This window comes from Paenibacillus senegalensis JC66 (assembly GCF_000285515.1).
GTDB lineage: Bacteria > Bacillota > Bacilli > Paenibacillales > NBRC-103111 > Paenibacillus_L > Paenibacillus_L senegalensis.
In genome coordinates this window covers 384,137-410,088 of record NZ_HE610960.1, presented here as the reverse complement: position 1 = coordinate 410,088, position 25,952 = coordinate 384,137, and the positions used below count along the sequence as shown (strand labels likewise).

General features: G+C 47.7%; 27 protein-coding genes and 2 pseudogenes. 25 read left to right on the top strand and 4 right to left on the bottom strand.

The genetic code is table 11. The features are described from left to right. The first annotated feature begins 5 nt into the window (after positions 1-5). From PSHG_RS17540 to PSHG_RS17510, 7 genes are all read left to right on the top strand, one after another. A complete protein-coding gene (locus PSHG_RS17540) occupies positions 6-455 on the top strand; it encodes a hypothetical protein (protein ID WP_010275421.1) in 450 nt (149 codons plus the stop codon). Then, on the top strand, positions 452-658 hold the full coding sequence (locus PSHG_RS17535) for a DUF1648 domain-containing protein (protein WP_010275417.1): 207 nt from the start codon (positions 452-454) through the stop codon (positions 656-658). The genes PSHG_RS17540 and PSHG_RS17535 overlap by 4 nt, the downstream gene beginning before the upstream one ends. A 209-nt stretch (positions 659-867) precedes the next feature. Next, a complete protein-coding gene (locus PSHG_RS17530) occupies positions 868-1,392 on the top strand; it encodes an RNA polymerase sigma factor (RefSeq protein WP_010275413.1) in 525 nt (174 codons plus the stop codon). Beyond that, on the top strand, positions 1,389-2,156 hold the full coding sequence (locus PSHG_RS29490; protein ID WP_010275409.1) for a hypothetical protein: 768 nt from the start codon (positions 1,389-1,391) through the stop codon (positions 2,154-2,156). The genes PSHG_RS17530 and PSHG_RS29490 overlap by 4 nt, the downstream gene beginning before the upstream one ends. Positions 2,157-2,172: 16 nt before the next feature. Beyond that, positions 2,173-3,078, top strand: coding sequence for an ABC transporter ATP-binding protein (locus PSHG_RS17520; RefSeq protein ID WP_010275406.1), 906 nt, complete (start codon positions 2,173-2,175; stop codon positions 3,076-3,078). Positions 3,079-3,095: 17 nt separating this feature from the next. Continuing rightward, positions 3,096-4,337, top strand: a complete 1,242-nt coding sequence (locus PSHG_RS17515; protein WP_010275405.1) for an ABC transporter permease — start codon at positions 3,096-3,098, stop codon at positions 4,335-4,337. Positions 4,338-4,525: 188 nt separating this feature from the next. After that, positions 4,526-5,377 carry a DUF6544 family protein gene (locus PSHG_RS17510; RefSeq protein WP_010275402.1) on the top strand — a complete coding sequence of 284 codons (852 nt, stop codon included), beginning with the start codon at positions 4,526-4,528 and terminating at the stop codon, positions 5,375-5,377. 77 nt (positions 5,378-5,454) lie between these two features. Here PSHG_RS17510 and PSHG_RS28025 read toward each other — a convergent pair whose 3' ends face one another. Further along, positions 5,455-6,018 (bottom strand): class I SAM-dependent methyltransferase, encoded by a 564-nt coding sequence (locus tag PSHG_RS28025; protein WP_148497762.1) that lies wholly within the window; start codon positions 6,016-6,018, stop codon positions 5,455-5,457. A gap of 210 nt (positions 6,019-6,228) precedes the next feature. Further along, positions 6,229-6,396 carry a hypothetical protein gene (locus PSHG_RS30660; protein WP_157213466.1) on the bottom strand — a complete coding sequence of 56 codons (168 nt, stop codon included), beginning with the start codon at positions 6,394-6,396 and terminating at the stop codon, positions 6,229-6,231. Between the two features lie 291 nt (positions 6,397-6,687). Between PSHG_RS30660 and PSHG_RS17495 the strand changes: the two genes are divergently transcribed. Continuing rightward, positions 6,688-8,304, top strand: a complete 1,617-nt coding sequence (locus PSHG_RS17495; protein ID WP_010275395.1) for an alkaline phosphatase family protein — start codon at positions 6,688-6,690, stop codon at positions 8,302-8,304. Between the two features lie 159 nt (positions 8,305-8,463). Here PSHG_RS17495 and PSHG_RS28020 read toward each other — a convergent pair whose 3' ends face one another. Continuing rightward, a complete protein-coding gene (locus tag PSHG_RS28020; protein WP_010275392.1) occupies positions 8,464-10,578 on the bottom strand; it encodes a putative bifunctional diguanylate cyclase/phosphodiesterase in 2,115 nt (704 codons plus the stop codon). A gap of 171 nt (positions 10,579-10,749) precedes the next feature. Between PSHG_RS28020 and PSHG_RS17485 the strand changes: the two genes are divergently transcribed. The 12 genes and pseudogenes from PSHG_RS17485 (at position 10,750) to PSHG_RS30655 (ending at position 20,355) form a co-directional block, all read left to right on the top strand. Continuing rightward, complete coding sequence (locus PSHG_RS17485; protein WP_010275388.1) at positions 10,750-11,325, top strand: hypothetical protein; 576 nt, start codon at positions 10,750-10,752, stop codon at positions 11,323-11,325. A 91-nt stretch (positions 11,326-11,416) separates the two neighbouring features. Next, a complete protein-coding gene (locus PSHG_RS17480) occupies positions 11,417-11,875 on the top strand; it encodes a GNAT family N-acetyltransferase (protein ID WP_010275385.1) in 459 nt (152 codons plus the stop codon). Positions 11,876-12,015: 140 nt separating this feature from the next. Continuing rightward, on the top strand, positions 12,016-12,477 hold the full coding sequence (locus PSHG_RS17475; RefSeq protein ID WP_010275381.1) for a GNAT family N-acetyltransferase: 462 nt from the start codon (positions 12,016-12,018) through the stop codon (positions 12,475-12,477). Positions 12,478-12,653: 176 nt separating this feature from the next. Further along, entirely contained in the window at positions 12,654-13,055 is a 402-nt protein-coding gene (locus PSHG_RS17470; protein ID WP_392392021.1) for a DUF6157 family protein, read from the top strand. Between the two features lie 110 nt (positions 13,056-13,165). Beyond that, on the top strand, positions 13,166-13,489 hold the full coding sequence (locus PSHG_RS17465; RefSeq protein ID WP_010275374.1) for a DUF2834 domain-containing protein: 324 nt from the start codon (positions 13,166-13,168) through the stop codon (positions 13,487-13,489). Between the two features lie 732 nt (positions 13,490-14,221). Further along, a pseudogene (locus PSHG_RS28015) lies at positions 14,222-14,431 on the top strand (collagen-like protein); the annotation flags it as partial. A 444-nt stretch (positions 14,432-14,875) separates the two neighbouring features. Next, positions 14,876-15,441 (top strand): annotated as a pseudogene (locus PSHG_RS28010) (class I SAM-dependent methyltransferase). Positions 15,442-15,446: 5 nt separating this feature from the next. After that, positions 15,447-15,902, top strand: a complete 456-nt coding sequence (locus tag PSHG_RS17445) for a hypothetical protein (protein WP_010275353.1) — start codon at positions 15,447-15,449, stop codon at positions 15,900-15,902. Positions 15,903-16,073: 171 nt separating this feature from the next. Next, positions 16,074-17,168 (top strand): PRK06851 family protein, encoded by a 1,095-nt coding sequence (locus tag PSHG_RS17440; RefSeq protein ID WP_026021443.1) that lies wholly within the window; start codon positions 16,074-16,076, stop codon positions 17,166-17,168. Between the two features lie 1,416 nt (positions 17,169-18,584). Then, positions 18,585-19,142, top strand: a complete 558-nt coding sequence (locus tag PSHG_RS28005) for an N-acetyltransferase (RefSeq protein ID WP_010275343.1) — start codon at positions 18,585-18,587, stop codon at positions 19,140-19,142. Positions 19,143-19,173: 31 nt separating this feature from the next. After that, the gene (locus PSHG_RS17425; protein WP_010275340.1) at positions 19,174-19,380 is read left to right on the top strand and encodes a DUF4177 domain-containing protein; all 207 of its coding nucleotides are present in this window, start codon (positions 19,174-19,176) and stop codon (positions 19,378-19,380) included. 186 nt (positions 19,381-19,566) lie between these two features. Then, a complete protein-coding gene (locus tag PSHG_RS30655) occupies positions 19,567-20,355 on the top strand; it encodes a GNAT family N-acetyltransferase (RefSeq protein ID WP_010275336.1) in 789 nt (262 codons plus the stop codon). Here the strand turns inward: PSHG_RS30655 and PSHG_RS30055 are convergent. After that, positions 20,300-20,569 carry a hypothetical protein gene (locus tag PSHG_RS30055; RefSeq protein WP_148497761.1) on the bottom strand — a complete coding sequence of 90 codons (270 nt, stop codon included), beginning with the start codon at positions 20,567-20,569 and terminating at the stop codon, positions 20,300-20,302. The genes PSHG_RS30655 and PSHG_RS30055 overlap by 56 nt on opposite strands. Positions 20,570-20,713: 144 nt before the next feature. Between PSHG_RS30055 and PSHG_RS17410 the strand changes: the two genes are divergently transcribed. The 5 genes from PSHG_RS17410 (at position 20,714) to PSHG_RS17390 (ending at position 25,716) form a co-directional block, all read left to right on the top strand. After that, a complete protein-coding gene (locus PSHG_RS17410; protein WP_010275333.1) occupies positions 20,714-21,625 on the top strand; it encodes an aminoglycoside phosphotransferase family protein in 912 nt (303 codons plus the stop codon). A gap of 312 nt (positions 21,626-21,937) precedes the next feature. After that, positions 21,938-22,552 (top strand): hypothetical protein, encoded by a 615-nt coding sequence (locus PSHG_RS17405; RefSeq protein WP_010275330.1) that lies wholly within the window; start codon positions 21,938-21,940, stop codon positions 22,550-22,552. Between the two features lie 116 nt (positions 22,553-22,668). Further along, a complete protein-coding gene (locus PSHG_RS17400) occupies positions 22,669-23,076 on the top strand; it encodes an NUDIX hydrolase (RefSeq protein WP_010275327.1) in 408 nt (135 codons plus the stop codon). A gap of 260 nt (positions 23,077-23,336) precedes the next feature. Next, positions 23,337-24,869, top strand: a complete 1,533-nt coding sequence (locus tag PSHG_RS17395) for a xylulokinase (RefSeq protein WP_010275325.1) — start codon at positions 23,337-23,339, stop codon at positions 24,867-24,869. Between the two features lie 388 nt (positions 24,870-25,257). Then, positions 25,258-25,716, top strand: a complete 459-nt coding sequence (locus tag PSHG_RS17390) for a GyrI-like domain-containing protein (RefSeq protein ID WP_010275322.1) — start codon at positions 25,258-25,260, stop codon at positions 25,714-25,716. The last annotated feature ends 236 nt before the right edge of the window (positions 25,717-25,952 follow it).

The window sequence follows — 25,952 nt, the reverse complement described above, 5'->3', positions numbered from 1 at the left end:
AAATCTTGATCAAGGCGGCCTTTGCCGCATTCACGAGCGGGATTGGACTGCTGCTTAACAGCTTTATTTTCCTGCTCTACTTCGGCTATCCGCTCCAACAAGTACTCGTCATTTTTACAATCGGATTGTTATTCTGCCTCGCCTGGTCGGCCCTGGGAGTGCTGCTGGATGTCCTTCATCCAAAGCTGGACTGGGTGAACCGCTCCGAAGCGGTCAAGCAAAATAAGAACGTCATCCTGGCGATTCTGTTGAATGCGGCGATACTGTGGGGCTATTACCGCTTTTTAGCGTTTGCTTTTTCCCACAATTGGAAGGAGCCGCTTATTTTGATCAGCATTGCAGTGTCCATCTCGCTGCTGGCAGCTGGGGCTGTTTTGGGGATTATTATCGTTTCTCGGCGTCAAGAGCGTCATTGTCAGCAGAAGATAGATTTTATCGAGGAGGGGAAATCATGAATAAGCAAACGAAACTATCGCTTGGTTTGCTGCTGGGGACGTTTCTCGTACTGGCAGCCGCCACGTTCTTTCTGCCAAGTCAAATCCCGTTTCACTTTGATTACAAGGGGGAGGCGGGATGGTATGCAAGCAAGTATTTTATTTTGCTGCTGACTCCTGTCCCGTACTTGATTTACAGGCAGTTTTCCAGAAAGGGCAAATAAGCGGCTGGGCTCTCAAGCTTGTATCGGCAATATGGTGTTGTTTGACTACTCATGAATTGGCCTGCGAGTTGTGACTCCAAATCTATTGGAGCTACAGGACGCAGGCCAAAGCTGTTTTAGGTATTAACGATGTGATCCAAAAATGTTGGCAGCCGTTGCACTTTTTGCAAGCCAGACAAGTTATACAAGATAGGAAGGCAGGTGAGGCTGTGACGGATGCGCTTATTCAAGCTGCCCGCGATGGGGATGAGCAGGCGTTAACCCAGCTGATTCAGGAGCATTATGAAGCGATTTACCGGTTCTGTTGCTGGAAAGTGAGGGATAGGGAAACAGCGCGCGATATTACTCAGGAAACCTTTTTGCGGTTTATTGCGGCCCTCTCCCGTTACACCAGTCAGGGGAAGCTGCGGGCTTATTTATACACGATTGCGCGCAATCTTTGTGCGGACTGGCACAAGCGCAAGCCAGCTTATTTGTTGGCGGAGCCGGATCACGCATTCGATCCATTGCCCTTGAGCCATCAAGGGCTGGATGACGATCAGCTCTGGCTGCGTGATCTGGTTGAGCGCTTGCCGGATCATCAGCGCGAAGCGGTTATTTTGCGCTATGGCCACGACTTGAAGTTAAGTGAGATTGCACAAATTACACAGACGACCCGATTCACTGTCCAGTATCGACTCAAGGGTGCCCTGACAGCACTAAGGAGTCAAATGAAGGGGGGGCCAAATGAATGAAAGATGAATTGGAAAAACGTTTGCAGACGCTGCTTAAGCTGCCTGCTTCGCATGATCCGGATGCTGTGCGGCACACGGTGGACTATGTCAGGCACCAGCTTCGTTATCGTCAGCGCCGCATCTCCTTCTGGACGTTTGTCTGGACACAGTTCACCTTTATCCGCAAGCGGATATGGGGGGTGCAATTGGCCGTTGTTGCAGGAAGCTGGGGGGCGTTATGGAGATTAGCAGGGGAAGACATGCTCGAGGAAGCGCTTGTGCTGTGTTCGGCAGCGGCTCCGCTGCTTGTGCTGGCTGCCATGTTCGAGCTGACACGTTCTTTTGTATACCGCACTGCAGAAATCGAGCGTTCCACCCGTTATTCGCTTGAACAGTTGATGCTTGCCCGCGCCGGTATGCTCGGTCTGGCCAGCCTTTGTGCCTTGACCTTGCTGATCGCAAGTCCAGCGGCGGCTTCATTCGCGGTTCCGCTGAATCAGCTGGTCTTATATGCAGGAGTTCCCTTTCTAGCGGCTTGCTCTGGCTGCCTGTGGATCATCAATCGCTGGCCAAGCCGCGAAGGCCGCCATTACTGTTTCCTATGGGGAGGAGGCATGTCCCTGTCGGCTGGCCTTATGTCGTATTGGTTTCCGGATATGTATGCCGCAGCATCATCGGGCGTCTGGGCTCTGGCCTTCATCGTGTCCCTGGCAGGAGTGACTTGGGAGTTCCGCAAGCTTATCCGCAAATGCAAAACAACGGCACTGGATTTAACCATCGTATAGAAAGGGGCAGATTTCATTGTTGTTAAAAATAGATCGACTGACGAAACAATTTGGCCACAAAATTGCTGTGGACCGCCTGTCGGCTTCGTTGTCTCCGGGGATTTACGGGCTGCTGGGCGCTAACGGAGCCGGAAAAACTACGCTGATGCGCATGCTCTGCGGCATCTTGTACCCGACTTCCGGTGACGTGCAGTGGAATGGACGGAGTATTCTGAGCCTGGGTGAAGCTTATCGTGATTTACTGGGGTACCTGCCGCAAGATTTCGGTTATTACCCGGATTTTACAGCTGAACAATATTTGCATTATATCGCTGCCTTAAAAGGGCTCGATAAGCAGCAAGCGCGAGCCAAATCGCATGAATTGCTGGAGCTCGTGGACTTAAGTGCAGCTGCTCGCAAGAAAATACGCACTTTCTCCGGAGGGATGAAGCAGCGTTTGGGCATAGCCCAGGCGGTCATCAACGATCCCTGCATTCTGATTCTGGACGAGCCGACCGCCGGGCTGGATCCGAAGGAACGCGTGCGTTTTCGCAATATTATCTCGCACTTGTCAGCGGATAAAATCGTCATTTTGTCTACTCATATTGTCTCCGATGTGGAGTCCATTGCCGGGCAGATATTGCTCATGAAAAAGGGGCAGCTGCTCATGCAGGGAACTGTTAAGGAGCTGACCGCTCACGCCGATGGCTGCGTCTGGATTTGCCGTGTCAAGCCGGAAGACGTTCCTGACTTTGAGAGGCGTTATACGATCGGCAACGTCAGGCATGAGCAGCACGAAGTGGAGCTGCGCATCATTTCAGAAGATCGGCCTGCGGCGGATGCCTTTTCCGTAGAGGCAACGCTGGAGGATTTGTATCTCTATTGCTTTAGCGATGAGCATGAGCACCATGCGGCGGGTACCGCCTGTGCCATCATTAACTAAATGGGGGGAGCCAAAGAATGTGGATGCTGGTCCGATTTGAACTGATCAAGATGGGGAAACGAGTCTCAGCCGCAGCTGCCTTTGCCGGCATACTGCTGTACATCGCGATTATGGCCGTTGGCTTTGTGACCGGTGAAAGCCGGGTGGATGAGCATGGCGCTGACGTGACAGGGTTTGCGGCTATTTCATTAGCCAAAGAACATACCGGCCGTTGGGAAGGTGAACTAACTGCAGAGAAGCTGGCCGCTGTTATTGAAAACAGCAGACGAACCTATGCCGACTCCGCGAACCTGTCAGCAGAGCTTCAGGAATTGACAAATGAAGCGTATGGACGCCATATTCAGCCTAACCGGGAGATAGAAGCGCTGCTGATTCGCACCTATTCTCCACCGGGCACCTATGACTACAGGATGATGCGTGCCTTGGAGGCTTCCGATGCCGGGCAATTTTATGAACAGCATCGTGAAAAGGTGCGGGCTATCCTGGACATGGACTATACTTACGGGAGCTTTTCCGAACAAGAAAAGGCATTCTGGCTTGACCGATACGGGCAGATTTCGGTTCCTTTTCAATTTGCTTATTCGGATGGCTGGGAACGTCTGCTGCGAGGGCTGTTTACTGTCATTCTCGTGATTGCCTTCGCAGTATGTATTAGTGTGGCTCCCGTCTTCGCATCGGAGTACCAAAGCGGTATGGATGCCATTGTTCTGACGACCAGGCACGGCAAAGGAAAGGCCATCACGGCCAAAATCGCAGCCAGCTTCCTAGCAGCAACATTGCTGTATGCCTTATCCATATCTCTTTATACAGCTGTCATGCTCATTTGCTACGGGATGACCGGCTGGGACGCGAGCTTGCAGATGATCTTGCTGACCGCGCCGCATGACCTTACTCTTTTGGAAACGTATTTGCTGGGGGTGGGATTAGGGTATGCAATCGTTCTTGCGATCATGTCCATCACGCTCGCTCTATCATCTAGCCTGAAGACGTCCTTTGCGACGATAATAACGGGTGCTCTGCTGTTATTTGTGCCATTATTTTTGCCTTCGAGCAAGAGCAGCGCCTTGTGGAATGAAGGATTGGCCCTGCTGCCGGCGAAAGCGATGGATACGCTACAGGTACACGGCGTTTATGAGGTTTATCCTGTCTTTGGGGGGCTGTACACGCTGCCGGTCATGATCGGGATCGTTTATCTGGCGGCTGTATGGTGTCCGCTACCGCTTGCACGGATAGCTTTTCGCAGGCATCAGGTGCATTAATTCGGCAGAAGGAGGCAAGTATCAAGTATTCGGGAAGCATCGAAAAAATTTGAGACTGCCATTGGCAGGAAGTTGCAAGCATAGGCCGAATTTGAGACTGCCATTGGCAGGAAGTTGCAAGCGCAGGCCGAATTAGAAACCGCAAGCGGCATGGAGCAGCCAAAAAAAGGGTATGGGGGAATATGTATATGCTTATCATTACTATCTTCACGGGGATAGCTATTCTAGCCGTGATCCTGGCTGCGGCAGCCAGCTACCGTTCTTTTCAGAGACGAATGAAAGAGGAAACCGCCAGGCTCGCGCAGGACATTTTCTGTGAAGAGGTTACCCAGGTCAGCGAAGAACAGCTGCGGCAGCTGCCGCAGCCCGTATCCAGATGGCTGCGCCATACTCGTTTCATGGAGAGAAAGGTGCGTATAGGCTCAGTGACGATTAGCCAGGAAGGAATGCTGCGCACTAAGCCTGAAGGCAAGTGGATGCCGTTCCGTGCGAAGCAGCATTCCTTGCCCCATATGCCTTCTTTCATCTGGATGGCGATAATTCAAGCGGCTCCGGGCATACCGATCTACGGCAGAGACTTGTATTGGAAGGGTCAAGCCGATATGCTCGTCAAGCTTATGGGCGTGTTTAAGGTGGGGCACGCTTATGGCCCTGAGATTAATCAGGGATCGCTGGTACGATATCTGGCCGAGATCGTCTGGTACCCGCCAGCGGCATTGTCGCCGCATATCACTTGGGAAGCGCTTGATGACAACGCGGCGCGAGCGATTATCTCCTATGGAGGGATAACCGCATCCGGCATCTTTGAATTTCAAAACACGGGCCTGCCCGTTCGTTTTGTAGCGCAGCGATATAAAGACGCGGGAGGAGGGCCCTGCACCCTGGAGGAATGGTCGGTTCGTATGGATGCATACAAGCAGTTCGCAGGCATCCTCATTCCAACGCAAGGCGAGGTTAGCTGGAACTTGCGAACAGGGCCTTTTCCCTGGCTGCGATTCGAGGTCAAAGAAGTACGGTTCGATCAGTCTCTGGACCTCTGAAGTGAAGGGCGTGCCTGGCTGTTTAATGTCCGTCATATGCGCAGCATCTTAATGCAATCCGTATAGCTGCTTAATTGTCAAATCTGTGAAGGAACAGCGTAGGTTCCGTCATCGCGCTGAGCAGAAAAAAGGATCTCATTATAGACAAAGCACTTCGTAAACTTTTTCAATACCTGGCAGTGATACTGCCCTTCGTGGAAGAAGTTCAAGTACCCTTCTTCTTTTCGGATATACTTCCCGTCATCGTACCAGTTCATAAAGCGATTCTGAAATGGCGTATGATCCCACAGGCATGGCTCGATAGCAATGATTTTTCCGCCCGGCTTCAGCACCCTTTCAAATTCCAACAGATAATTCTTAATCTGGCTATCGTCCAGGTGATGAAGAACCGCTATTACAAAGATATAGTCTATTGAGGCATCGGGAGCCGGAATTTGTTTTTCGTCAAATATCATAAAGCGATGGTTCGGATAAAGTCGTTGGGCAAGTCCAACTCTCCTAGCATCAGGTTCGATTCCCAAGTAATAATCGGGTTTGCAAATACAACAATTGGCTCCAGTCCCCGCGCCAAAATCGAGGACCATTTTATCATCTAATTGGAAATGGTTATTTATATGATCATGGATATATTTACTAGCCACCGCGGACGGACAAACCAGTGATATAACCGTGGAGAAAGAGGCATAGTTCGGGTCCACCACCTGTTTTTTAGTATAATGTTCCTAGAACAAGTGGAATCATCCCTGTAAAATAAATCCATAAAAACTTGGTTGTGGAAGTTGGGGCTAAAAATAAAACAGCCGGATGTCGCTTGACACCCGGCTGTTTGCCGTACCCAAATTCAGCAGACATTAGAACATTTTACGAATCGGCTGCATCATTTGACGCCAGGCATTCCCGTTATTTCTGCGCCGACGCGTGAGGCTAACGGCAGTGGCGCCTGCTGCACCCAATGCCAACAATGACATGATCGTTCTCCGGTTATTGGCCATACCCATTAAGGAACGCATCCATTGCATTCGTATTCACCGCCTGTTTGCTGAATTGGTCCATTACATAATGAACCACAACTAATTTACGCATGAATTCGCTATCATCATTCAAGGAAATTAATGAGTGTTTGGCATACAGACCTGCATGCTTATTGAATAAAACGACAAGTTTATACAAAGGATAGGGATGCCATTTCTGGACGACGGACTATTCGCAAGGTGAGGCTGTTCCCGTCCACGTCCACCCGGAATCTAGTGCCCATCCATCGAACAAGAACCACGGATGCGTCGGAGTTTTATCAGGAGGAATGATGTCACGTGCGGAGATTAACTGCAGCGAGTTTAATCCTTTTCATTTTTCTATGTACAATAGGCTTTGGATGTCAGGGACCGAAAACCGGATCTCAAGAGCAGGATTTAGCAAAGGCAAAATCAATCAGCGGAGAACACTCGAAGAAAACCATCTTTTTGCTGATCGATTCGCTGATGGCCAAGGCGATCGACCAGGGCATTGAGCAGAAGGAGCTGCCGAATTTCCAATTCTTAATTGAACACGGGCAATATTATAAGGACATGGTGAGCTCTTTTCCAACCATGTCCGTAACGATTGATAGTTCTCTTCTTACCGGAACTTATCCCAACCAGCACCATGTGCCGGGTTTGACGTGGTATTCCATGAAAGAAAAGAAAATGATCAATTATGGGACCGGACCCATGGAGGTGATCAAGCATGGTATCGATCCTACATTGACAGATGCCTTGATCCATTTAAACGGAAAACACTTGAATCCCGAGCTGCCTACCTTATATGATGATTTGGCCAAGCTCGGTTTGAAAGCTGGTTCGGTCAACGGCTTGCTATATCGCGGACCTCAGGTTCATGTTCTGCAAATCCCTCCATGGATTCAAGGACCTACCTCGCTGCCCGAACAGATTGGGGTGAAAGGTCCGGATTTTTTAGCGCTGGGAGCCTTGTCTGATCCGTTGGCCGATATTGAAAATAAACCCGACGGAATAACAAGAAATATGGGAATAAACAATAAATTTTCCTTAGAGACAGTGGAGTACCTTATAACCGAAAATAAATTGCCCGATTTTTTGTTTGTATATTTGCCTGATCTCGACAGAAGAATTCATAAGAAAGGGCCTGCTGATTTAAAAGGTGTTAAAAAAGTCGACGATCAGCTGAATGCGCTATTGCAGCGATTTGGTTCCCCGCAAGAAGCTTTAGCCAAGGTCAACCTCATCATCGCAGGGGACAGCGGAATGACTCAATTAAAGTCCAAGCGCGAAGAGCCGGTTATCGATCTGCCATCCATGTTCGGGGAATATAATGTACTGCTTCCCGGTGAAAATGTAACAGACGACACCGATATCGTACTAGCTGTAAATGAGACGATGGCCTATCTGTATAATCTCAGACCGGAAAATAGCCTCAGGGAAATAGCTCTTAGATTGGCGGGGGATTCACGTATTGATCTAGTGTCCTGGAGGGAAAATGATTGGATCCATGCCATTCATGGCGGTACAGCCAAAGAGCTTAAATACAAAGCTGGCGGAACGCTGGTTGATCCTTATCAGCAAAAATGGACAGTCGAACAAGACATTGAAGTACTGGATTTAGCGGTGAATCCTGCGAATCTGGCGCTCGGCTATGGCCGCTATCCCGATGTTTTGCAAAGGCTGTCCGGCGCCTTGCATTCCCATCCCGGCGAGTATCTCGTTGTAACAGCCAAGCCGGGCTACGAGCTAACGAACCAGAGCTCGCCAACTCACGAGGGGGGAGGGGGTCACGGATCTCTCCATAAGGAGGAATCGCTTGTTCCCCTTATTATTGCCGGTACGGACCTGAGACCTCAGTATTTAAGAATTGTAGATCTAAAGCCGTTTTTGCTCAAGCTTTTAACGGCAGAGCAAGCAAAAAGTAATAAGTAGCAGCTTTTTTTCAGCATTTTGCGCATCCAATCACTGCTGCTGCGGCCGCCGAGGCGAAAGGTATGCGGGAAACCGCATCCAATTGCCGCTGCTGCTAGCGCCGAGGCGCCATGCTTGCGAAGGCGGCTGCGGCATTCAGCTGTAAACGACCCTCCCGGCTCACTCATCCGATACAGTAAAAACATCAACGGGTAATTTTTTCGCCTCCAGCATTTTGGCCACTTTATATACACGCAGCGGTTTGCTGAAATAATACCCCTGGACTTCATCTATTCCGAAGGAAAGCAAGGCTTCGAGCTCGGTTTCTTCTTCGACCCCTTCAGCAACTACGGTCATTCCCAGACTTTTACCTAGGCGAATAACGGTTGCTGCAATTTCTTTGTCGCTGGAATCATGGCAAATCCCCTGTATGAGGGAGCGATCAATTTTCAACACGTCTACTTTGAATTTTCTTAAGTAGCTTAAGGAAGAGTAGCCCGTACCGAAGTCATCCAATGCCATCCGGACTCCCCGCTCCCGTATCATTTTCAATATTTCCATTACGCCTTTCTCGTTCTGAACCAGTAAGGATTCGGTAATTTCCAGCTCGATCCATTCCGGCTTGATCTCGTATTCGTCTACGATTTCGAAGAAATGGGTTACGAAGCTGGTTTGCAGAAACTGATTGGCCGACACATTAATAGAGACCTGCATCGGGTCGTAGCCTTGCCGGATCCAGGATTGGATTTGTTCACATACGGAGCGGAGAACAAATGTGCCAATCTCATGTATGATTCTGCCTTCCTCCGCCAACGGAATAAATTCCTCGGGCAAGACAACGCCGAATTCGGGATGCTCCCAACGGATAAGTGCCTCAAAGCCTTTGATCGACAAATCCAGCGGGCATACCCGGGGTTGATATACAAGGTACAGCTGATTATCTTCCAAGCCTTTGCGCAGATCGTTCTGGAGCTGGAACAAACGGGAGTTTTTCTCACCCATATTAAAATCGAAAAGCTGATAATCGTTCTTCTGTTTCGCTTTAACCCTGTACATAGCGAGATCTGCATGCCGCATCATCGTTTGCGCGTTGAGTCCAGCTTCCGGATAAGTGGCGATTCCGATGCTGCCTGTAATATTCAACTCATACTCTTCTGTTAGAAAGGCTTCCTTAAAGCCATCGACAATCGCTTGCGCATGCTGCTTCATATCTGCAGGTTCAGTGATTGCTCCTATCAACACGGTAAATTCATCACCGCCAATTCGGGCAACATAACCTTTTTTGCCTACTATTTGCTCAAGCCTTTGCCCTACCTGCGCCAACAGCTTGTCACCCGTTAAATGTCCTAGTGTATCATTGATATATTTAAAATTATCCAAATCGATGAACATGAAGCCAAATCTTTCCTGGTTCCGTTCTGCCCGGGCAATAGTAGTGGCCAAATACTGTTCAAACATCCAGCGGTTTGCGAGACCCGTTAACCGGTCGTAATAGGCCATATAGCGGATTTTCTCTTCATTCGCTTTTTTATCAGTGATGTCGTAACGAATCGCCAGATATTGGAACGGATTTCCAGCCTCATCTTTTATCGGTACAATGGTAGTGTCCACCCAATAAAAGGAACCGTCTTTAGCACGATTACGAACCTCGCCCCGCCACACATTGCCTGACCCAATTGTTCGCCACATGTCTTTGAAAAATTCCCGAGGGTGATAGCCAGAATTAATAATTCGATGAGTTTCTCCTATAAGCTCGGACTTCCCATAGCCTGAAATTTCACAAAATTTATCATTCACATACGTGATGGAACCTTGGCGGTCGGTAACTGCTACTATCGCCGACTGGTCGAGTGCATACTTCATATCGGCTAAATCTTTTAAAGTCGATTTTAACCTTTCTTCGACTTCACTGCTTGAGGTAAGATCTATAATGAAGCCAATGACATGGGAGGACTGGCCAGTTGCCAAGCGCTGCCCGAATATTTCTAGTGTTAATGCGAGGCCGTCCGTCGTTGTTGCCGCGGCATTTTCATGCAGTTTATCGATATCTCCACGTATTAGACGTCCGAAGCTTTCGGATGTGCGATGGTCAAAAAGCTTTATAATCAACTCATCATATTTCTTGCCTATGAACGATTCCGGCTCCATGCCAAATATAGCGGAACAAGCCTCATTCACATAACGAATATTTTCTCCTTCAATCCAATATACGCCATGTCTTGAAGTATCGGTATCCGCAGCTGTGTTCTGGGCCAACATTTGCAGTTTGCTGAAGTTGCTCAAGTTCATTTCCATAATCATGCTCACCTTTTTATGTACTCGATAAAATCAGTGGATGCACACTCACCTAATGGTTGTCCTTGAAAACACCCACTATCGATCAAATCGGTTTGGTTTATCTATAGCATACCGGAATTAGTCAGAGCAAAACAGTGCCTGCCTAATTTAGGAAGAGAGGATAAAATAATGTATTCCATTCAAGATAGAGAAGAATTGCTCGCAGATTTAATTGAATATGCCTATGATCTAAGTGCCGTATGCGGTTTTGTCCTGGTAGGCTCCGGCTCTTACGGCTATAGAGATGAATACTCGGATCTGGATGTACTGCTGGTTGTACGGTCTGCTGAAGAAGTTGAACGGGTTACTCGCATGTTCATAACCTATCTATCGGAAAAAGAGAGGGTTAATCGTTATAAAATATATCAGCATCAAGAAGATATTTTTGTTAAGCGGGGACAGTTCATAAAAGCAGCGAATGATTTGGAAGCCATCAGGAATCAGTTAATCAGAATGATCTGCGTAAACCACAATATTCATTACGATTACTATAAGTATATGGATTCAGTTGATCATGAATATACAGAGAGACTTAGACAAACTTATGAAATTAAGCTTAACAGGGAGGAATTAAGCGCAGCGTTATTTAATATTTTCAGGTTATATGTTGACGTAGTTAAAAGTGTGAAGTGGACAAAAGAACTGGAGGACTATAGAAAGGAATTGCTGCAATATATGAACGAAATGTTAGATGACAAGCAATAAACTCTAATAGGCTCCCAAGCGGCCGGCCTGAAGGAAGCTTATTTCATCCTGCTCCCCAACCCAATCAACCAGCAAGCAAAGGAATGATTAGATGAGCGAATCCTTTAATGTTAAGCAAGCGACCATGGAAAATCTTAACGAATTAGCGGCAATGTTCAACGAATACCGGGCTCACTATGAACAGGAGTCAGACTTAGAGGGAGCCAGGCAGTTTTTGATTGATCGGCTTGAACATAAGGAATCGGTTATATTTCTGATTACGGATATGGAAAAAGATTCGGGGGTCGGATTTACCCAGCTCTATCCGTCCTTTTCTTCTCTTTCTATGAAGCGAATCTGGATTCTTAATGATTTGTATGTTCGTAAGGAATATCGAAAAAAGGGGGCTGCCAAATTATTGCTGGATGCAGCCAGATCATTCGCCGTGCAGACCAAGGCCAAAGGCCTGGAATTATCAACAGGTGTTGACAATCATATTGCCCAAAAACTTTATGAGCAGTATGGGTTCGTGAAAGACACCGACTTTTTCCACTATTTTTTAAAGGTTTGAGCCTGTTTTTGCTGTGCTCGGTGCCGTCGCGCTCGCTGCCGCTGTGACAGACCTGGAATGCTTCTGTCTTGGCCGACCTGTGACGGCTGCCGCTCAGGCCGACCTGGACGCTACCGCAGTTTACTTAAAGAGGTGATATAGTGATTATCCGGCAGTATACGATAGAAGATATCCCGCAGCTTATTAAAATGAGATTTGATTTTACCGCAGAATCCAAGAAAATTACAGCAGATTTGTATGAGCCGTTCTATACAGAATGCTTGGAGTTTTTTGACGAGATTAAAGCTTCAGGACGCTGGAGGATATGGGTTGCAGAAGTGGGTGGCGCCATTGTTTCGCATATCTATGTTCAGATCATCGATACGGTTCCACGTCCAGGGAGAAGGAAGTCGCCATGGGGGTACATGACGAATGTATATACTTTGCCAGCATACAGATCCCGGGGAATAGGCGGAAGAATTCTAGAGGAAATTAACACATGGGCTAAAACATATGGACTAACCTTCTTAACGGTTTGGCCAAGTGAGGAAAGCGTTGAATTTTACAGCAGGCATGGATTCGAAAGAGCCGGGGAGGCCATGGAAAACCATCTGAAGTCATAGTGACCTTGCAGGAAGTCATGGAAAATCGTGGGGGATCTAGGACAAGTTGCAGGAAGTCATGGAAAATCGTGGGGGATCTAGGACAAGTTGCAGGAAGTCATGGAAAATCATGGGGGATCTAGGACAAGGTGCTGCGGTATGGATAGATTGCAGGAGGTAATGGACAAGTGAAGGATATGAATTATTATAGTACGTTCATTGAAGTCGCGGAAGATTGCCCGGTTACGGCGGCCGAGATTCCAGTCAGCAAGAAAGAGAAGAAAACCGTTCCGGTGCTGCAGTACGAATTAATAGCCCATCACCCCTATGTATACACTCAAGAGGATGTGCTGTTTGAAGTGTTTGCGCGGCGTAATAACATTCCGGAAGAGCAGAGACCGCTGGAGCGTGAGAAATTTTTCTCCAAAGGACAACCATGCCTCCGAGCCTCCTCATTGGGCAAGCGATATGGCTGGGGGATTCATTGTGACTCCGAAGGCAAGCTGGCGTTATACGCTGTTGAATCAAAGGAATACCAATTATTGAAACAAGATGCCAGCCTCAAGCATATAAAGGCAATGCGGTCGAGCCGTTCTTAGACAGGAAGGGAGACTAAGAGACAGATGCCAGTAAACAACGGAATTGCTTGCTATGCTGGTCGTGCTAATCAAGCTGCAGCAGAGGATTAAGATCACGGAGGGATAAAACATTGAAATATTTTTACGGAATCTTATCAGTACTAGGCATTATTCTGCCGTATTCGCAGCTAATTCCATGGGTTTACGAGAGGGGTTTAAATATCCCCCATTTGATTCAAGAAGCCGGCCAAACCCGGATAGGAGCCTTTGCATGGATGGATGTGGTCGTATCGGTGGTCGTCCTGATCGGCTTTATCTTTTATGAAGGAAAGAAAAAAGGAATGAAATGGTTGTGGCTTCCTGTCTTGGGAACTGTAACGGTTGGGGTTTCGCTCGGGCTCCCCTTGTTTCTTTTACTGCGGGAGATTCATATGGAAAAGATGAAAGCTCAATAGTTCGCGGAAAAGGAAGGTGAAGTGCAGTAAGCAAGATAGTGCAGCAAAGCAAGATAAGCACAGTAAAGCGAGATAGTGCAGGTAAGCAAGATAAAGCACACGCAGGAAAAAAAATCGAAGCCCCGATTTCCCCTCCCATGAAAACGGTCCGCAGCGGCCCGTGAAAAGGCGCCCCCTTTAGCGGGCCTGGAAGCTGCCATCCCGCAGATCGAAGCCCCCCTCCCCGGATTATTTAAAACGGCCCACTAGAAACCCCGATCCCTACTGGCATGGCATTTTAGCCTGAGCCGCAAATAAATCCTTCCTAATGAACATGCTTTTTTTGTATTATCCGTCTATTTGTTTCTTTGGCCCGCCGTAAAGAGCCCTTAATCCCCCTGCTTCCACTTTTATAACGTCATTTTCTATGAAAACAGTCAACGGCGGATAACAGCTTAACGTAAACGTACTGTTATTACCGCGTAATTTATTGGAGTTGGAAAAAAATTAACTGAAAACGATTAATATTCTGGAAAGAGCTCATAAGCCTTTTTCTTACCGGACATTAAATTCGACTTGTCGTAAGCGGGAATGAATTCTTCTAAAAAATCCTCACATTTCCTAGAACCAGTTCTTTGATCATGCAAATTTTAATTTATATAGGGACAAGGGGAAACCCAGAATCTTTATGCAAACGGCCAACACTTTGGCCTTTAGCTGCGAGAGCAATCTACAGAATGGGGGAAGAATCTATTGTCCAATCCGAATTTACCTAATATTACACCGACAATTTCGCTTTCACGCGATGATGTGGTAAACCTTCTGATGTCATCGATTGCAATGGAAGAGCTGGGGTTGGCTCATATTATCAACGCTGAAGGGGAAAAGATTCGATTCGCGCTTGGAACGCTGCAGGGCGTCTCCGGCCCGTCGGCTACGCTGCAAGATGTTTTGACGGTGAATTAAAGCGCTCAACAAATGCTGGACACGTACAAATTCGAGATTGCTCTCAACCACCAGCGTCATTTTGTATGACGTTTCGTACAAATTCCCGTATTCCGCGTATTTTCAAAGTTTTTTGTATGACGTTTCGTACAAATTTCCGCGCTGATTTTCATGCTGGAGTTGATGCCCGAGATTTGCAATAGCATGACTGTTTTCTTATACATATAAATGCACAGTTTTTCACCACTCTTATAAAAACACAAAAAAGAGCTTCAGCTCTTTGGCAAAATTTTTGATAGAATGGTCTGCAAAGATAACATCACCCCCGGGAACGACAGGGAGAAAGAGCAGATCGAGTAGAAGGAGTAGTGCGAGCAGAACGAGTAGAGCGAGTGGAGCGGCCCAATCGTCTACCGGCATAATACTTGAGTAAAGCAGCAAAAGGAGAGAGGAGGAAATGCTATGCATTTAGGTGATATCTCATCTGCAGAACCCGTTAAGATTATAATTGGGGCCTCTTCGCAAGAATACCCGGGATGGATCCAAACCCAGGAAGAGGAATTGAATCTATTGCGCCGTTCAGACTGGATTCACTTTTTTGGCGAACGGAAAATTGATGCTATTTTGGCTGAGCATGTGTGGGAGCATTTGACGTATGAGGAAGGGGTGGAGGCAGCGGGAATTTGTTATGATTTTTTGAAACCAGGCGGCTACATACGCTGTGCTGTGCCTGATCGATTGTTCAGAAATGAGTGGTACCAGAACATGGTGCAGATCGGTGGACCTGGGCCCAAGGATCATCCGGCTGCCACCATAAAATTGTGCACGACTACCGAAGTCTAACGAGGATGTTTGAGGAAGCAGGCTTTACCGTCAGGCTGCTTGAATATTGTGATGAAGAAGGAGAGTTTCATTTCCAAGAGTGGGAGCCGGAGGATGGATTTATCTATAGATCCTGCCGCTTCGATCACCGCAATAAGAATGGACAGCTTGGCTTTGTTTCACTCATTGTCGATGCCAGAAAATAAAAGAGATGGAGGGCGAAGGCGAGATCATGTTGTACGGAGCAGCCTTTTTGCGGGATATATTCAGTAAACCATTAGATGAAGATGGGGAATCCATTAGAGATCATGCCATGAGTATCTGCGGAGACTACATACAAAAACACTCGCAGAAATTCATATCGAGTGCCTGCAAAGCCTATAAACAAATTGGCAGAGAGCTCGCCTATGATTATGCAGAAATTAAAGACATGGAAGAACCGGAGCTGCTGGATGTAAGGCATGATAATGGAGTGTATATAATAAAAGTAGGGGTGCCGTATATTTTAGACTTATGGGAGAAGGAAGACTTTCTAGGTCATATCAATGCCTATGCAGAAGCTGTTTTATCGTTAAAACTGGAAGAGGAAAATACAGCTCTTAGCGCAAGGGAGATGAAAATTATCGAGCTGCAAAATGCTGAAGATTATTTCGACATGCATGTCTGATGCAAGGATGTGAAAACTTAATGCTCCTTTCTAAGCCTCATAGCGATTATAAAAATGTTCAATGATGCTTGGACAATCCGCTAAGGCTTGTTGCTGCACCTTTTGGGCTCCGTTGTAATAGGATGGATTAGATGAGATGACATGGCAGCAGCCCAGAAAGGTGTGAACGTGATGACTGGAAATATTACCAATTATTTCGCGAGTGGCAATACCGCCCGTGGTTTTGTCAGCATGTATGAGTCCTCCCTGCAGGGACTAAACCAGCTTATTGTTGTGGAAGGCGGACTGGCCAGCGAGAAAGCGGAACTGTTTCGGGAGATTGGAGAACGAATGGTTGAGGAAGGCCATGACGCCTGGTTCATCCACTGCGCATCAAACAATGAATCGTTGGATGGGCTCGTTTTTCCCGGCTTGAAGGTAGGAATCGTCGATGCAACCGCTCCGCGTGAGGTTATCCATGGGCAGCCGGAAGAAGGGCTGCATTACTTTAATTTAAGCGACTCCTTGGATACGGCTGGACTGATTCTTCAAAAGTCGGCCATTGATAATCTAACCAAGGAAATTGCTCTAGCCAATGAACGGGCTTATGCCGGGTTTGCGGAAGCCCTTCGTGTTCATGACGGCTGGGAAGCGGTCTATATTGCCAACATGGACTTTGAGGCAGCGGACAGATTAACCCAAGACTTGATCAGCACTTTGTTTCAAGATCGCACAAACGAAAGGGAAAGCCGGGTGGACCACCGGTTCCTTGGTGCAGCCACACCGTTAGGCGCGGTCGACTTTGTTCCCAATCTGACAGACGGCGTGAAAAGATATTTCATCAAAGGCCGGCCTGGTTCCGGTAAATCAACAATGCTGAAGAAAATTGCCGCTGCTGCCACCGAACGCGGTTTTAATATGGAGATTTATCATTGCGGGTTCGACCCCAACAGTTTGGATATGGTCATTGTGCGGGAATTGGGATTTGCTATTTTTGACAGCACTGCTCCGCATGAGTATTTTCCCGAGAAACCAACTGATGAAATCATAGACATGTATGAGCATTGTATCAAAAAGGGAACTGATGAAGAGCACGCAGAGACGATCCAGGTCATTAAGGAGCAGTATTCCGCCAAAATGAAAGAGTCCATCCAGCAGCTGGCCCGCGCCAAATCCCTGCAGGATGAATTGGAGCAAATTTACAGTTCATGTGCCGATTCCAATGCTGCTCAGCAGGTTAAGCACGACATTCAACAGTTGATAGTGCGAGTTGCGGCGGGAAAATAGCGCGAGCTTTGAAAAAAAGGAAAGCTGCAAGCAGGTGAAGGGCTGCGGATCACGAATCATAGCGCCCAAGTGCGAGGCACGCACTCCGTCCCCGCTGCTGCCGCCAGGCGAGAGCGGCGTTTCGCCGCAGTGCGCAAGCGCCCGCTTGAGCCGCAGCATGCTGGCCGCAGTGCGCAAGCGCCCGTCCGAGCCGCGTTAGGCCGCAGCGCGCAAGCGCCTGCTCGAGCCGCAGCAGTCCGCAGTGCGCAAGCGCCCGCTCGAGCCGCGTCAGTCCGCAGTGCACAAGTGCCTGCCCGAGCCGCAGCAGTCCGCAGTGCGTAAGCGCCCGCTCGAGCCGCAGCAGTCCGCAGTGAGCAAGCGCCCGCTTGAGCCTCAGCATGCTGGCCGCAGTGAGCAAGCGCCCGCTCGAGCCGCAGCATGCTGGCCGCAGTGAGCAAGCGCCCGCTTGAGCCGCAGCATGCTGGCCGCAGTGCGCAAGCGCCCGCTCGAGCCGCAGCAGTCCGCAGTGCGCAAGCGCCTTTCATATCTATCCTTTGCTAATAGAGAACGGTATAATCGAAGTAGATGCTCTCACAATACGATTCTATCGGCCACAAACTATCGCCCCAATCCCAGCGTAATCTCAGCATAAAAGTAGTCAAGGTTTGGTAGGGGTTCGCGAGCCAGCACCCTGTTTATTGTACGAGAACAATCATGCCATTGAATTCTGAGGCACAATTCCAGCATGAAAATAGCCGAAGTGTTGGCGGGGTTCGAGGGCTTGTTGCCTGCGCTTTGTACGAAATGTCGTACAAATGCATGTGGTTGAAGTGTGATTTCCGGAAATTTGTATGAAACGTCGTACAAATACAGGGGATTGAAGGGCGATTACCCAAGATTTGTATGACAAATCGTACAAATGCCTGGGATTGAAGGGCGATTGCCCGAGATTTGTATGACAAATCGTACAAATGCAGGGGTTCGCGAGCCAGCATCCTGCTTTTTGTACAAAACAAACATGGTCTTTCGACTACAAACATTAGCATGAATTTCGTTTAAACGCGCAGCATCAACTCAGCACCAATCAGCATAACCGGTGTCCGCCGACTAACGCGCACCAATCAGCATAACCGGTGTCCGCCGACTAACGCGCACCAACCAGCATAACCGGTGTCCGCCGACTAGCCCGGCACCAACCAGCATAGCCCCACTACAAGGCCCCACCCGCTTAAGCGTGAAATAACTCTTAATCGAGGTGATTCCCATACCCGTTACAGTACATCTTTAGCAGATTCTCCAGCACTAAAAACCGGACCGGTCATGAAATTCGCCTGGCCGCCGTTTATGACACCCGATGATCATGTGATGAGTTATTGGCTTGAGATGAGAAATAAGTTCCCGGATTATTAAATATGTTTATGCAGTAGCGATAAGGTAGTGGGCGTAGGTAATTCCATTCCTATAGCCTGGTCGGGCGTAACAGAGGAGTTGCCAGTCGATTACACAGCAATTTTAGTCAGCGGCGTGGAAAACAAAGAGCCAGCAAACACACTGGCAGCGGTTAACGTAGCCATCCACCCGGATGCTCAACGAGCTGGTTTGAGTCAAAGGATTTTAAATGAACTGAAAAGCTTGGCAGCCAAAAAAGGCTATCAAAGAATGGTTATACCCGTTAGACCCAGCTTTAAGAAGGATTACCCATTGGCGGAATTTGATAGGTATATTCGGTGGACAAGAGAGGATGGTGCCCCTTTTGATCCGTGGATACGAACTCATTGGAAATTAGGCGGAAAGATTGTCAAACCGATTCCCAAAGCTTATCCGGTAAGAGGTACTGTGAGCGATTGGGAAGAATGGACACAAATGAAGTTTCCAGAGAGCGGGAGTTATATCGTAAAAGGAGCATTGCAGCCTATATTCATCAATCGTGAAGAAGATTACGGGCACTATGACGACCCAAATGTTTGGATTGTGTATGAGATTCAAGGGGAATGATTGAAATTTAATAGAAACGGAGAGATCATATATGTTCGAATACAAATTTGAAAGAATCCCATTAAAGTACAAGAAATTGGGTATCCAGGACTCTGAGCCGGTAGAGGATTATCAAGAAGTGATTCATCAGCATGCAAAAGAAGGATGGAGACTTGTGCAAATTTTTGCGCCAAGTGTGCAAAGTACAGGTATGGCGTCGTACTTTGAACTGATTTTTGAACGGGAAAAAGCTGAGTAAAAAAGAAACGTGGTGAAGGGTTGAAGGCTTTTTTTCAATGCCTGAACCTTTTACTGGGATTTGTGTAAAAATGCCGGGGTTAGAAGGTGGTGTGAACTTGGATATCAACCGGGATGCTATACAAAGATGGGACAAACAGGCTGAGGAAATGGGACAAGCCTATACCCCGGAAGGAGGAGGACAGTATTGATCCATATTGTTGATGTGACCGAGGAAAATGTAGAAGCCAAAGGCTTCTTTTGCATGAGGAGCAAGCCGAAATCACAGGGCTATCAGAATAAACTTGCTTGGCTTAAGAAAAGACTTCGGGAAGGGTTAAAGCTGAAAATACTCGAAGAAAATGGAGTTCCCAAAGGATTCATAGAGTATGCTCCGAGTGAAAGGAATTGGAGGGGAATTACCGGCAGCGGCTACCTGGTGATCCATTGTTTATGGATTGTCGGCAGAGGAAAAGGGAAAGGCTACGGCTCCAGGCTGCTGAATCTGTGCTTGGACGATGCCAAATCTCACAATAAATCGGGAGTAGCGATGGTAACAAGCTCGCAAACCTGGCTGGCCGATAAATCGTTTTTTATGCAGTATGGCTTTGAATCAATAGATCAAGCTCCACCTTCCTTTGAACTCATAGTTAAGCGATTGAATAGGGATGATCCTGTTCCGCATTTTAATCATGGCTGGGAGGAGCGGATGAGTCAATATCAAGACGGGATAACGATCATTAAAGCGGATCAGTGCCCTTACTTTGAGGATGCTGTAAATACCATTACGGAAGCAGCCAATGAGAGAGAAATCCAAGTTAATATCATAACCATGCAAGATCCTATAGAAGCTCAGAACGCCCCGTCAGCGTATGGTGTTTTTAATGTCATTTATAACGGGCAATTGGTGACCTATCATCCCTTGACCAAAAGAGAGTTCATTAAAAAGTTGGATAAGCTGGAAAAACAGCAGCAACAACAGCGGCAAGAACAATAGCAGCAGGAACAACAGCGGCAAGAACAGCTGCGGCAAGGACAGTGGCAACAACAGCAACAACAGTGGCAAGAAAACAGCAACAACAGTGGCAAGAAAACAGCAAGAACAGCGGCAACAACAGCAGCAAGAACAGTGGCAACAACAGCAACAACAGCAGCGGTAACAACAGCAACAACAGCAGCGGTAACAACAGCAAGAACAGCAAGAACAGCAAGAACAGCGGTAGCTTAAGGAGGGCTTGCCGGATGTTAGAGAAACGGCAGATCTTTTTGTCCTGTCAGGCCAACATAAACAGGCCTTGTTGTTTTCAGGTGAAATTGCCGTTCTACAAAACAAGTAAACCAAGCGGGGGACGCCGATGGAGCAAGTTTACCAGTTTAATAAAGAAGAAATCGAGAAGATAACAAACCGCTTTGGCCGGGCCTTCTATCAAAAAGTGCTGGGTGACCTTGCTTCCTATGCTGAGCAATGGCAGTTAAGCTCTTTTCAATTGGTTCCTTCCTTTTCAGCTAACTTGGTGCTTACATGTTTTTCCGAAAGTTACGGGAATGCCGTTTTTAAAATAGGAGGCCCCTCTTCAGACATCAGTGCCGAGTGCAGTGCCTTGTCAGAATATAACGGGACCCCGTTTTGCCGGGTGTTTGAAGCTGATTTGGAAAACCAGGTTATGCTCGCGGAGCGCATTTGTCCTGGAACGCCTTTACGAAATGAAGCATCTCTTGAAAAGAGACTGGCCGTTTTTTGCACCCTGTATCAAGATTTACATAGATCAAGTGAACAAGCGGAAAACTATCCGACATACCTGGAGTGGGTCAGTAAAATTACCGAATATATGAGCAAGCGTGATGACTGTACAGAACTATATCGATACATGAAAAGAGCGAAGGAATTATGCTTTTCCATCTGTGAGAAGTATCCCCGAAACATGCTGCTCCATGGAGATCTTCATCATGACAATATTTTGCTCGGCCAAGATGGCGGATACCGCATTATCGATCCTAAAGGTGTAGTGGGGGATCCTGTATTTGATGTTCCACGATTTCTATTGAATGAATACGGAGAAGAAATCACTCGGGAATTATATGACGATATGAATAAAATGATAGGCGTATTGGAGAAAGAACTCGGTATACCAAATGAGATTTTAAGACAGTGCCTATACGTGGAGACGGCCATGGGGGTATGCTGGAGCGTGGAAGATGGCTCATCCCCGGATGAGTTTCCGAAGCTGATTGAGCATGTCAAATTTGCCGAGTCTATGTTGAATTAATGTTTTTCCAAAATGAATGTTTAGAAGATGTGGTGAAAAAGGGGTCACGCGAAGGCTGATGGTCTGGCGGGTCCGTTTGTACGATTCTTCATACAACTAAGGGGAATTCGGGTGCATTTTTGGTAATTTTGTACGATTCTTCATACAAATTCCAGCTTTTTTTAAACTCCCAGCCTCATTTTGTATGACGTTTCGTACAAATTCCTGCATTACGCTTATTTTAAAGATCATTTGTATGATTTTTCGTATACATGTAAGTGCGCAGAGTGCGCAGCCCTTTTTCGCCGCTCCTCTAGAAAAGGAGTTGCTGCGGTGACCTGGAAACTAGCTCTTAAGTCTTTCTGCGATCTTTATTCAGAATCAGGCCTGACCGTTCCATGGATCGTTGTCGGTTCTGTGGGGTCCGTAATACAAAAGGCGGCCATGACGCCAAACGACCTGGATATCTATGTACAGAATGTGGAGGATGTTGCCCGCTTGGCTGCTCTTTTACAGCCCTACCATGCGAAAGTTAAATGCGGGCTTGCTTGTTCGGATCCGGAATGGCAATCCTCGATGGAAGAGCCTTTCTTCACCCAAACGTTCCCTTCTGGCTTTACCTGGACAAAAGGGAAGTGGACGATTGCGAATTTCCCGGTGGAAGTCGTACAGATATCGAATGCTGCTGGAATACCCGATTCGGATATGGGGGAAGGGATATGGGAAGGCGGCCAACATATTTGGAGATTAGCCAAGCATGTAGAATTTGAAAACTACGTTGTTCCGGTAGTTCCCTTAGAAATTCAGTTGGAATTGAATATTAGAAGGCAGCGAGCGGATCGGGTTGATGCTATTTTGCATGCTTTAGTGACAAACGGCTATGACGAGGAGCTATTGCGGAAAGCTTTATCAAGAACTAGCCTGGAAAAGCTTCAAGGCTTGTTATGAAAGGCCGCTGCTGCCCGGTTGGATTATAACGCTTGCCATTAGGCTGTTGAACAACTGCAATTCACCATTCATTGAAGGGTTATGGAAAGCTATAATATTTTCAAGGAGTGTTCCCTATGAACCCACCAAAACATATTGTTTCTGCCGCAGCCGTTGTTTTAAACGATCACAATGAAATTTTATTGATTAAAGGTCCGGAGAGAGGCTGGGAAATGCCCGGGGGACAAGTGGAAGAAGGAGAGTCATTAACACAAGCGGCCATAAGAGAAACGAAAGAAGAAGCAGGAGTCGATATTGAAATTATCAGGTTTTGCGGCATCTTTCAAAATGTGGGGGAGAGCATTTGCAACACCTTATTCCTGGCTAGGTATATTGGCGGAGAGCCGGTGCCGACTAACGAAAGTCTGGAAACAGGCTTTTTCCCTATAGAAGAGGCTTTATCGATGGTGACCTTTATGAATTTTAGAGAAAGGATTGAGGCTTGTCTGAAGCCTGCACCAGAGCTTGCCTGTGTAGAGTTTTAGAAAAAGGCGCTCGCAGCTCTAAGAGAATTTCGTATACTCTGCGAGTTGCACCAGCGAATCCACAATATGCTGTATGAAGTTACCTATAATCCACTAGCAGCTCTATGAAGTTAACTGTATCCACAAGTTGCTCTATGAAGATACCTATCATACATTAGTTACTTTAAGAAAATTGTATTTGCTAAATGCCCCTAAAGGTCGGAAGCGGAGCTGAGAGCAGGGAGCCGTGGGCTTCGGAGATGAGGAGATGAACATGAACAATGAGTTACATAGCTTCTTTTGATATAGGCACAACGAATATTAAAGGGATTCTGGTCTGTGGTAAAGCTGTTGTACATAATGTGAAAAACAGGCCAATTGACGTCATAACGACTGACGGATGTGTAGAGCAGGAACCGGAAGCCTGGTACCAGGCGGTTGCCGCGATCGCGCAGGAATGGTTTCGAGAGGGCATTCGGCCTGATGAGATAAAGCTGATCTCCTTCAGCGGCCAAATGCAGGATTGCATTCCGGTTTCTGCTGAAGGCACCCCCGTGCGTCCAGCGATTCTATATTCGGATGGGCGGGGTGTAGAACAGTCTAAGCGGTTGCTGGAGAAGCTGGGGGAGGAGGCGATTATCCGGGAAACTGCCAACCATATGGACGGTACGCTAACACTCCCTAAAATAATGTGGCTTCAGGAGCACGAGCCTCACGCCTACAGCGAAGCTGCCAGCTTCCTGATTAGTTCCAAGGACTATGTCATATCTAGGCTGACTGGAGCGTTCGTCACCGATCCGACATCGGCTGCAACGACAGGCTGCATGAATCTTCAGACCCGTACTTGGATGGAAGAGTGGCTGAAGCAGCTTGATATGGAAGCGGAAAAATTCCCGCTTATCCTGCCGCCGGATGCGGAAGCAGGCCAAGTTCATAAGCGCGGCTCGTCCGAGACCGGGTTCAGCGAGGGAACTCCCGTTTTGTGCGGAATAGGAGATGCCGGTGCGGCAACGCTAGGGGCAGGTGTGTATCGGGAAGGGGAGGCGTACGCCTATATTGGCACAACCGGCTGGGTAGCGGCAGCGTCCGAACGGTATATGGATGTACAAAACGGTGCGTTTAACCTCGCGTATGTCGTGCCGGGCCGACAAATCTCCATCGCTCCTCTGACGAATGCGGGCAGCGCTCATAAGTGGGCGGCGCAAGTGTTTGGTCCAGGGACAGGGGCGGCTGCGGAAAATTTTGAAACGGACAGGAATGAAGACGGTGACTCACTCCTGTTCGCGGAGTTGGAATCAGCTTTGGAGAAAACGGAGCGAGGCTCAGGCGTGCTGTTTTTACCGTACTTGAACGGGGAGCGCTGCCCGGTGCAGGACGTCAATGCCAGTGGTTCTTTTGTAGGACTTCGCACGACCACAACTAAGGGACAGATGGGGCTCGCTGTTCTTGAAGGTGTTGCTCTGGCCATACGTCAGGTGATGAGCCTTATTGTTAAGCCGGAGGCGAAGCTTCGCATCAGTCTGATTGGCGGCGGAGCCAAAAGCCAAGTATGGTGCCAAATCCTGGCGGATGTGCTGCAGTGTGAGCTTGTCGTGCCGGACGATTCACATTATCTTCCATCGATCGGGGCTGCCATGCTGGGTTTTCCCAAGATGGGCTGGAGCATCAATGTTGAAGAGATCTGTGCCAGGGTCAAGGCAGCTCAGCAGGTGAAATCGTACTATCCGAATCCCGAGCTGGCCGACTACTACAACAAGCAGTTTGAAAAATATAATGTATTGTATGCGCAGCTGGCCCCTTTGTTTGCCATGTGACAATACTGCAAGCGCGAGAGTCAGATTGGCTAACTGAGCATGATTGAGCAAGATAGGCAAGACTTACTAAGCAGCTAGGCAAGACTTACCAAGCTTGACAAGCCCAAAAACCGGCTCGAACCGGACTATATAAAGATCAGGGAGACCTGCGAAACAAATATGATTCGGCTATTGAGTATGTGATTCGCTGTCCGGATAATCCGAAAATTACGGAGTGGATATACAAGCAGGAGTAAAGGTCGAGGGCGGCAGGGGACTGGGGATGGCCGGCAGGAAAAGGTAACTGTTCGATTGCTGCATTTCCTGGTACCTGTTGCCGCTGCTAGCGGACAAACCATTGCAGCAGCTTAGATACAATGCAGGTAGAAATCACCGGGGAGGGAGTCGGATGAGAGTTGTTGAGCTGAATGAAAAAAAATTGGTTGGTATACGGGTAGTTTGCTCCGGCCATCAATATGTTCAAGAAATTCCTAGAGCAGCAGTCCAGCTTAAAGCAAGATTGAGCGAAATTAAGGACTTGGTTTACCCGGTGCGGTTAATAGGAGCTTTTATCGCAGGGGATTATTCTGAAGAGGAAGATGGCTATTGGGTATGTGTCGAAGTAAAAGAGGGTAAAGAAATCCCGAGGGGCATGGTTTCCATAGTCGTTCCTGAGCAAAGATATGCGGTTGCAAGACACAGAGGGCCTAATTATGCAATAAGAACCACCTATGAAAAACTGCATCAATGGATTGAAGATAATGAATGTACACGAATACCTAGAGCTTGGCATCTTGAAATTTCAGAAGATTGGGGAAATGAAGGAATAGCAGACGTGGAGACAGACTTATACGATACGATCAAGTAGTTTTATTTTGTATTGGAAAGCGTGAGAGAGTGGAGTAAAGCAGGAAGCGTAACTGAAGGAACGTACATAAAAGAAGCGACATGAAGGAAGCGACATGAAAGAATGAAGGCAGCGTACATGAAAGAAGCGTAACAAAAGGAAGATGAAAACAATCATGTCATCAGTTCTGGTACAATACTGGCATGAAAATAGCAAGGTTGGCGGGGCTCGCGGGGTTCGCGGGCTTGTTGCCTACG

Excerpts from the sequence above, each read along its gene's own strand:
- PSHG_RS17480 (WP_010275385.1), top strand. The coding sequence starts at position 11,417 with ATGAGCGAATCCTTTAATGTTAAGCAAGCGACCATGGAAAATCTTAAC.
- PSHG_RS17445 (WP_010275353.1), top strand. The coding sequence starts at position 15,447 with ATGGAGGGCGAAGGCGAGATCATGTTGTACGGAGCAGCCTTTTTGCGG.
- PSHG_RS17485 (WP_010275388.1), top strand. The coding sequence starts at position 10,750 with ATGTATTCCATTCAAGATAGAGAAGAATTGCTCGCAGATTTAATTGAA.
- PSHG_RS30660 (WP_157213466.1), bottom strand. The coding sequence starts at position 6,396 with ATGCAATGGATGCGTTCCTTAATGGGTATGGCCAATAACCGGAGAACG.
- PSHG_RS28020 (WP_010275392.1), bottom strand. The coding sequence starts at position 10,578 with ATGGAAATGAACTTGAGCAACTTCAGCAAACTGCAAATGTTGGCCCAG.
- PSHG_RS17440 (WP_026021443.1), top strand. The coding sequence starts at position 16,074 with ATGACTGGAAATATTACCAATTATTTCGCGAGTGGCAATACCGCCCGT.
- PSHG_RS17510 (WP_010275402.1), top strand. The coding sequence starts at position 4,526 with ATGCTTATCATTACTATCTTCACGGGGATAGCTATTCTAGCCGTGATC.
- PSHG_RS17395 (WP_010275325.1), top strand. The coding sequence starts at position 23,337 with ATGAGTTACATAGCTTCTTTTGATATAGGCACAACGAATATTAAAGGG.
- PSHG_RS17535 (WP_010275417.1), top strand. The coding sequence starts at position 452 with ATGAATAAGCAAACGAAACTATCGCTTGGTTTGCTGCTGGGGACGTTT.
- PSHG_RS17400 (WP_010275327.1), top strand. The coding sequence starts at position 22,669 with ATGAACCCACCAAAACATATTGTTTCTGCCGCAGCCGTTGTTTTAAAC.
- PSHG_RS17425 (WP_010275340.1), top strand. The coding sequence starts at position 19,174 with ATGTTCGAATACAAATTTGAAAGAATCCCATTAAAGTACAAGAAATTG.
- PSHG_RS17390 (WP_010275322.1), top strand. The coding sequence starts at position 25,258 with ATGAGAGTTGTTGAGCTGAATGAAAAAAAATTGGTTGGTATACGGGTA.
- PSHG_RS17470 (WP_392392021.1), top strand. The coding sequence starts at position 12,654 with ATGAATTATTATAGTACGTTCATTGAAGTCGCGGAAGATTGCCCGGTT.
- PSHG_RS17410 (WP_010275333.1), top strand. The coding sequence starts at position 20,714 with ATGGAGCAAGTTTACCAGTTTAATAAAGAAGAAATCGAGAAGATAACA.
- PSHG_RS17515 (WP_010275405.1), top strand. The coding sequence starts at position 3,096 with ATGTGGATGCTGGTCCGATTTGAACTGATCAAGATGGGGAAACGAGTC.
- PSHG_RS29490 (WP_010275409.1), top strand. The coding sequence starts at position 1,389 with ATGAAAGATGAATTGGAAAAACGTTTGCAGACGCTGCTTAAGCTGCCT.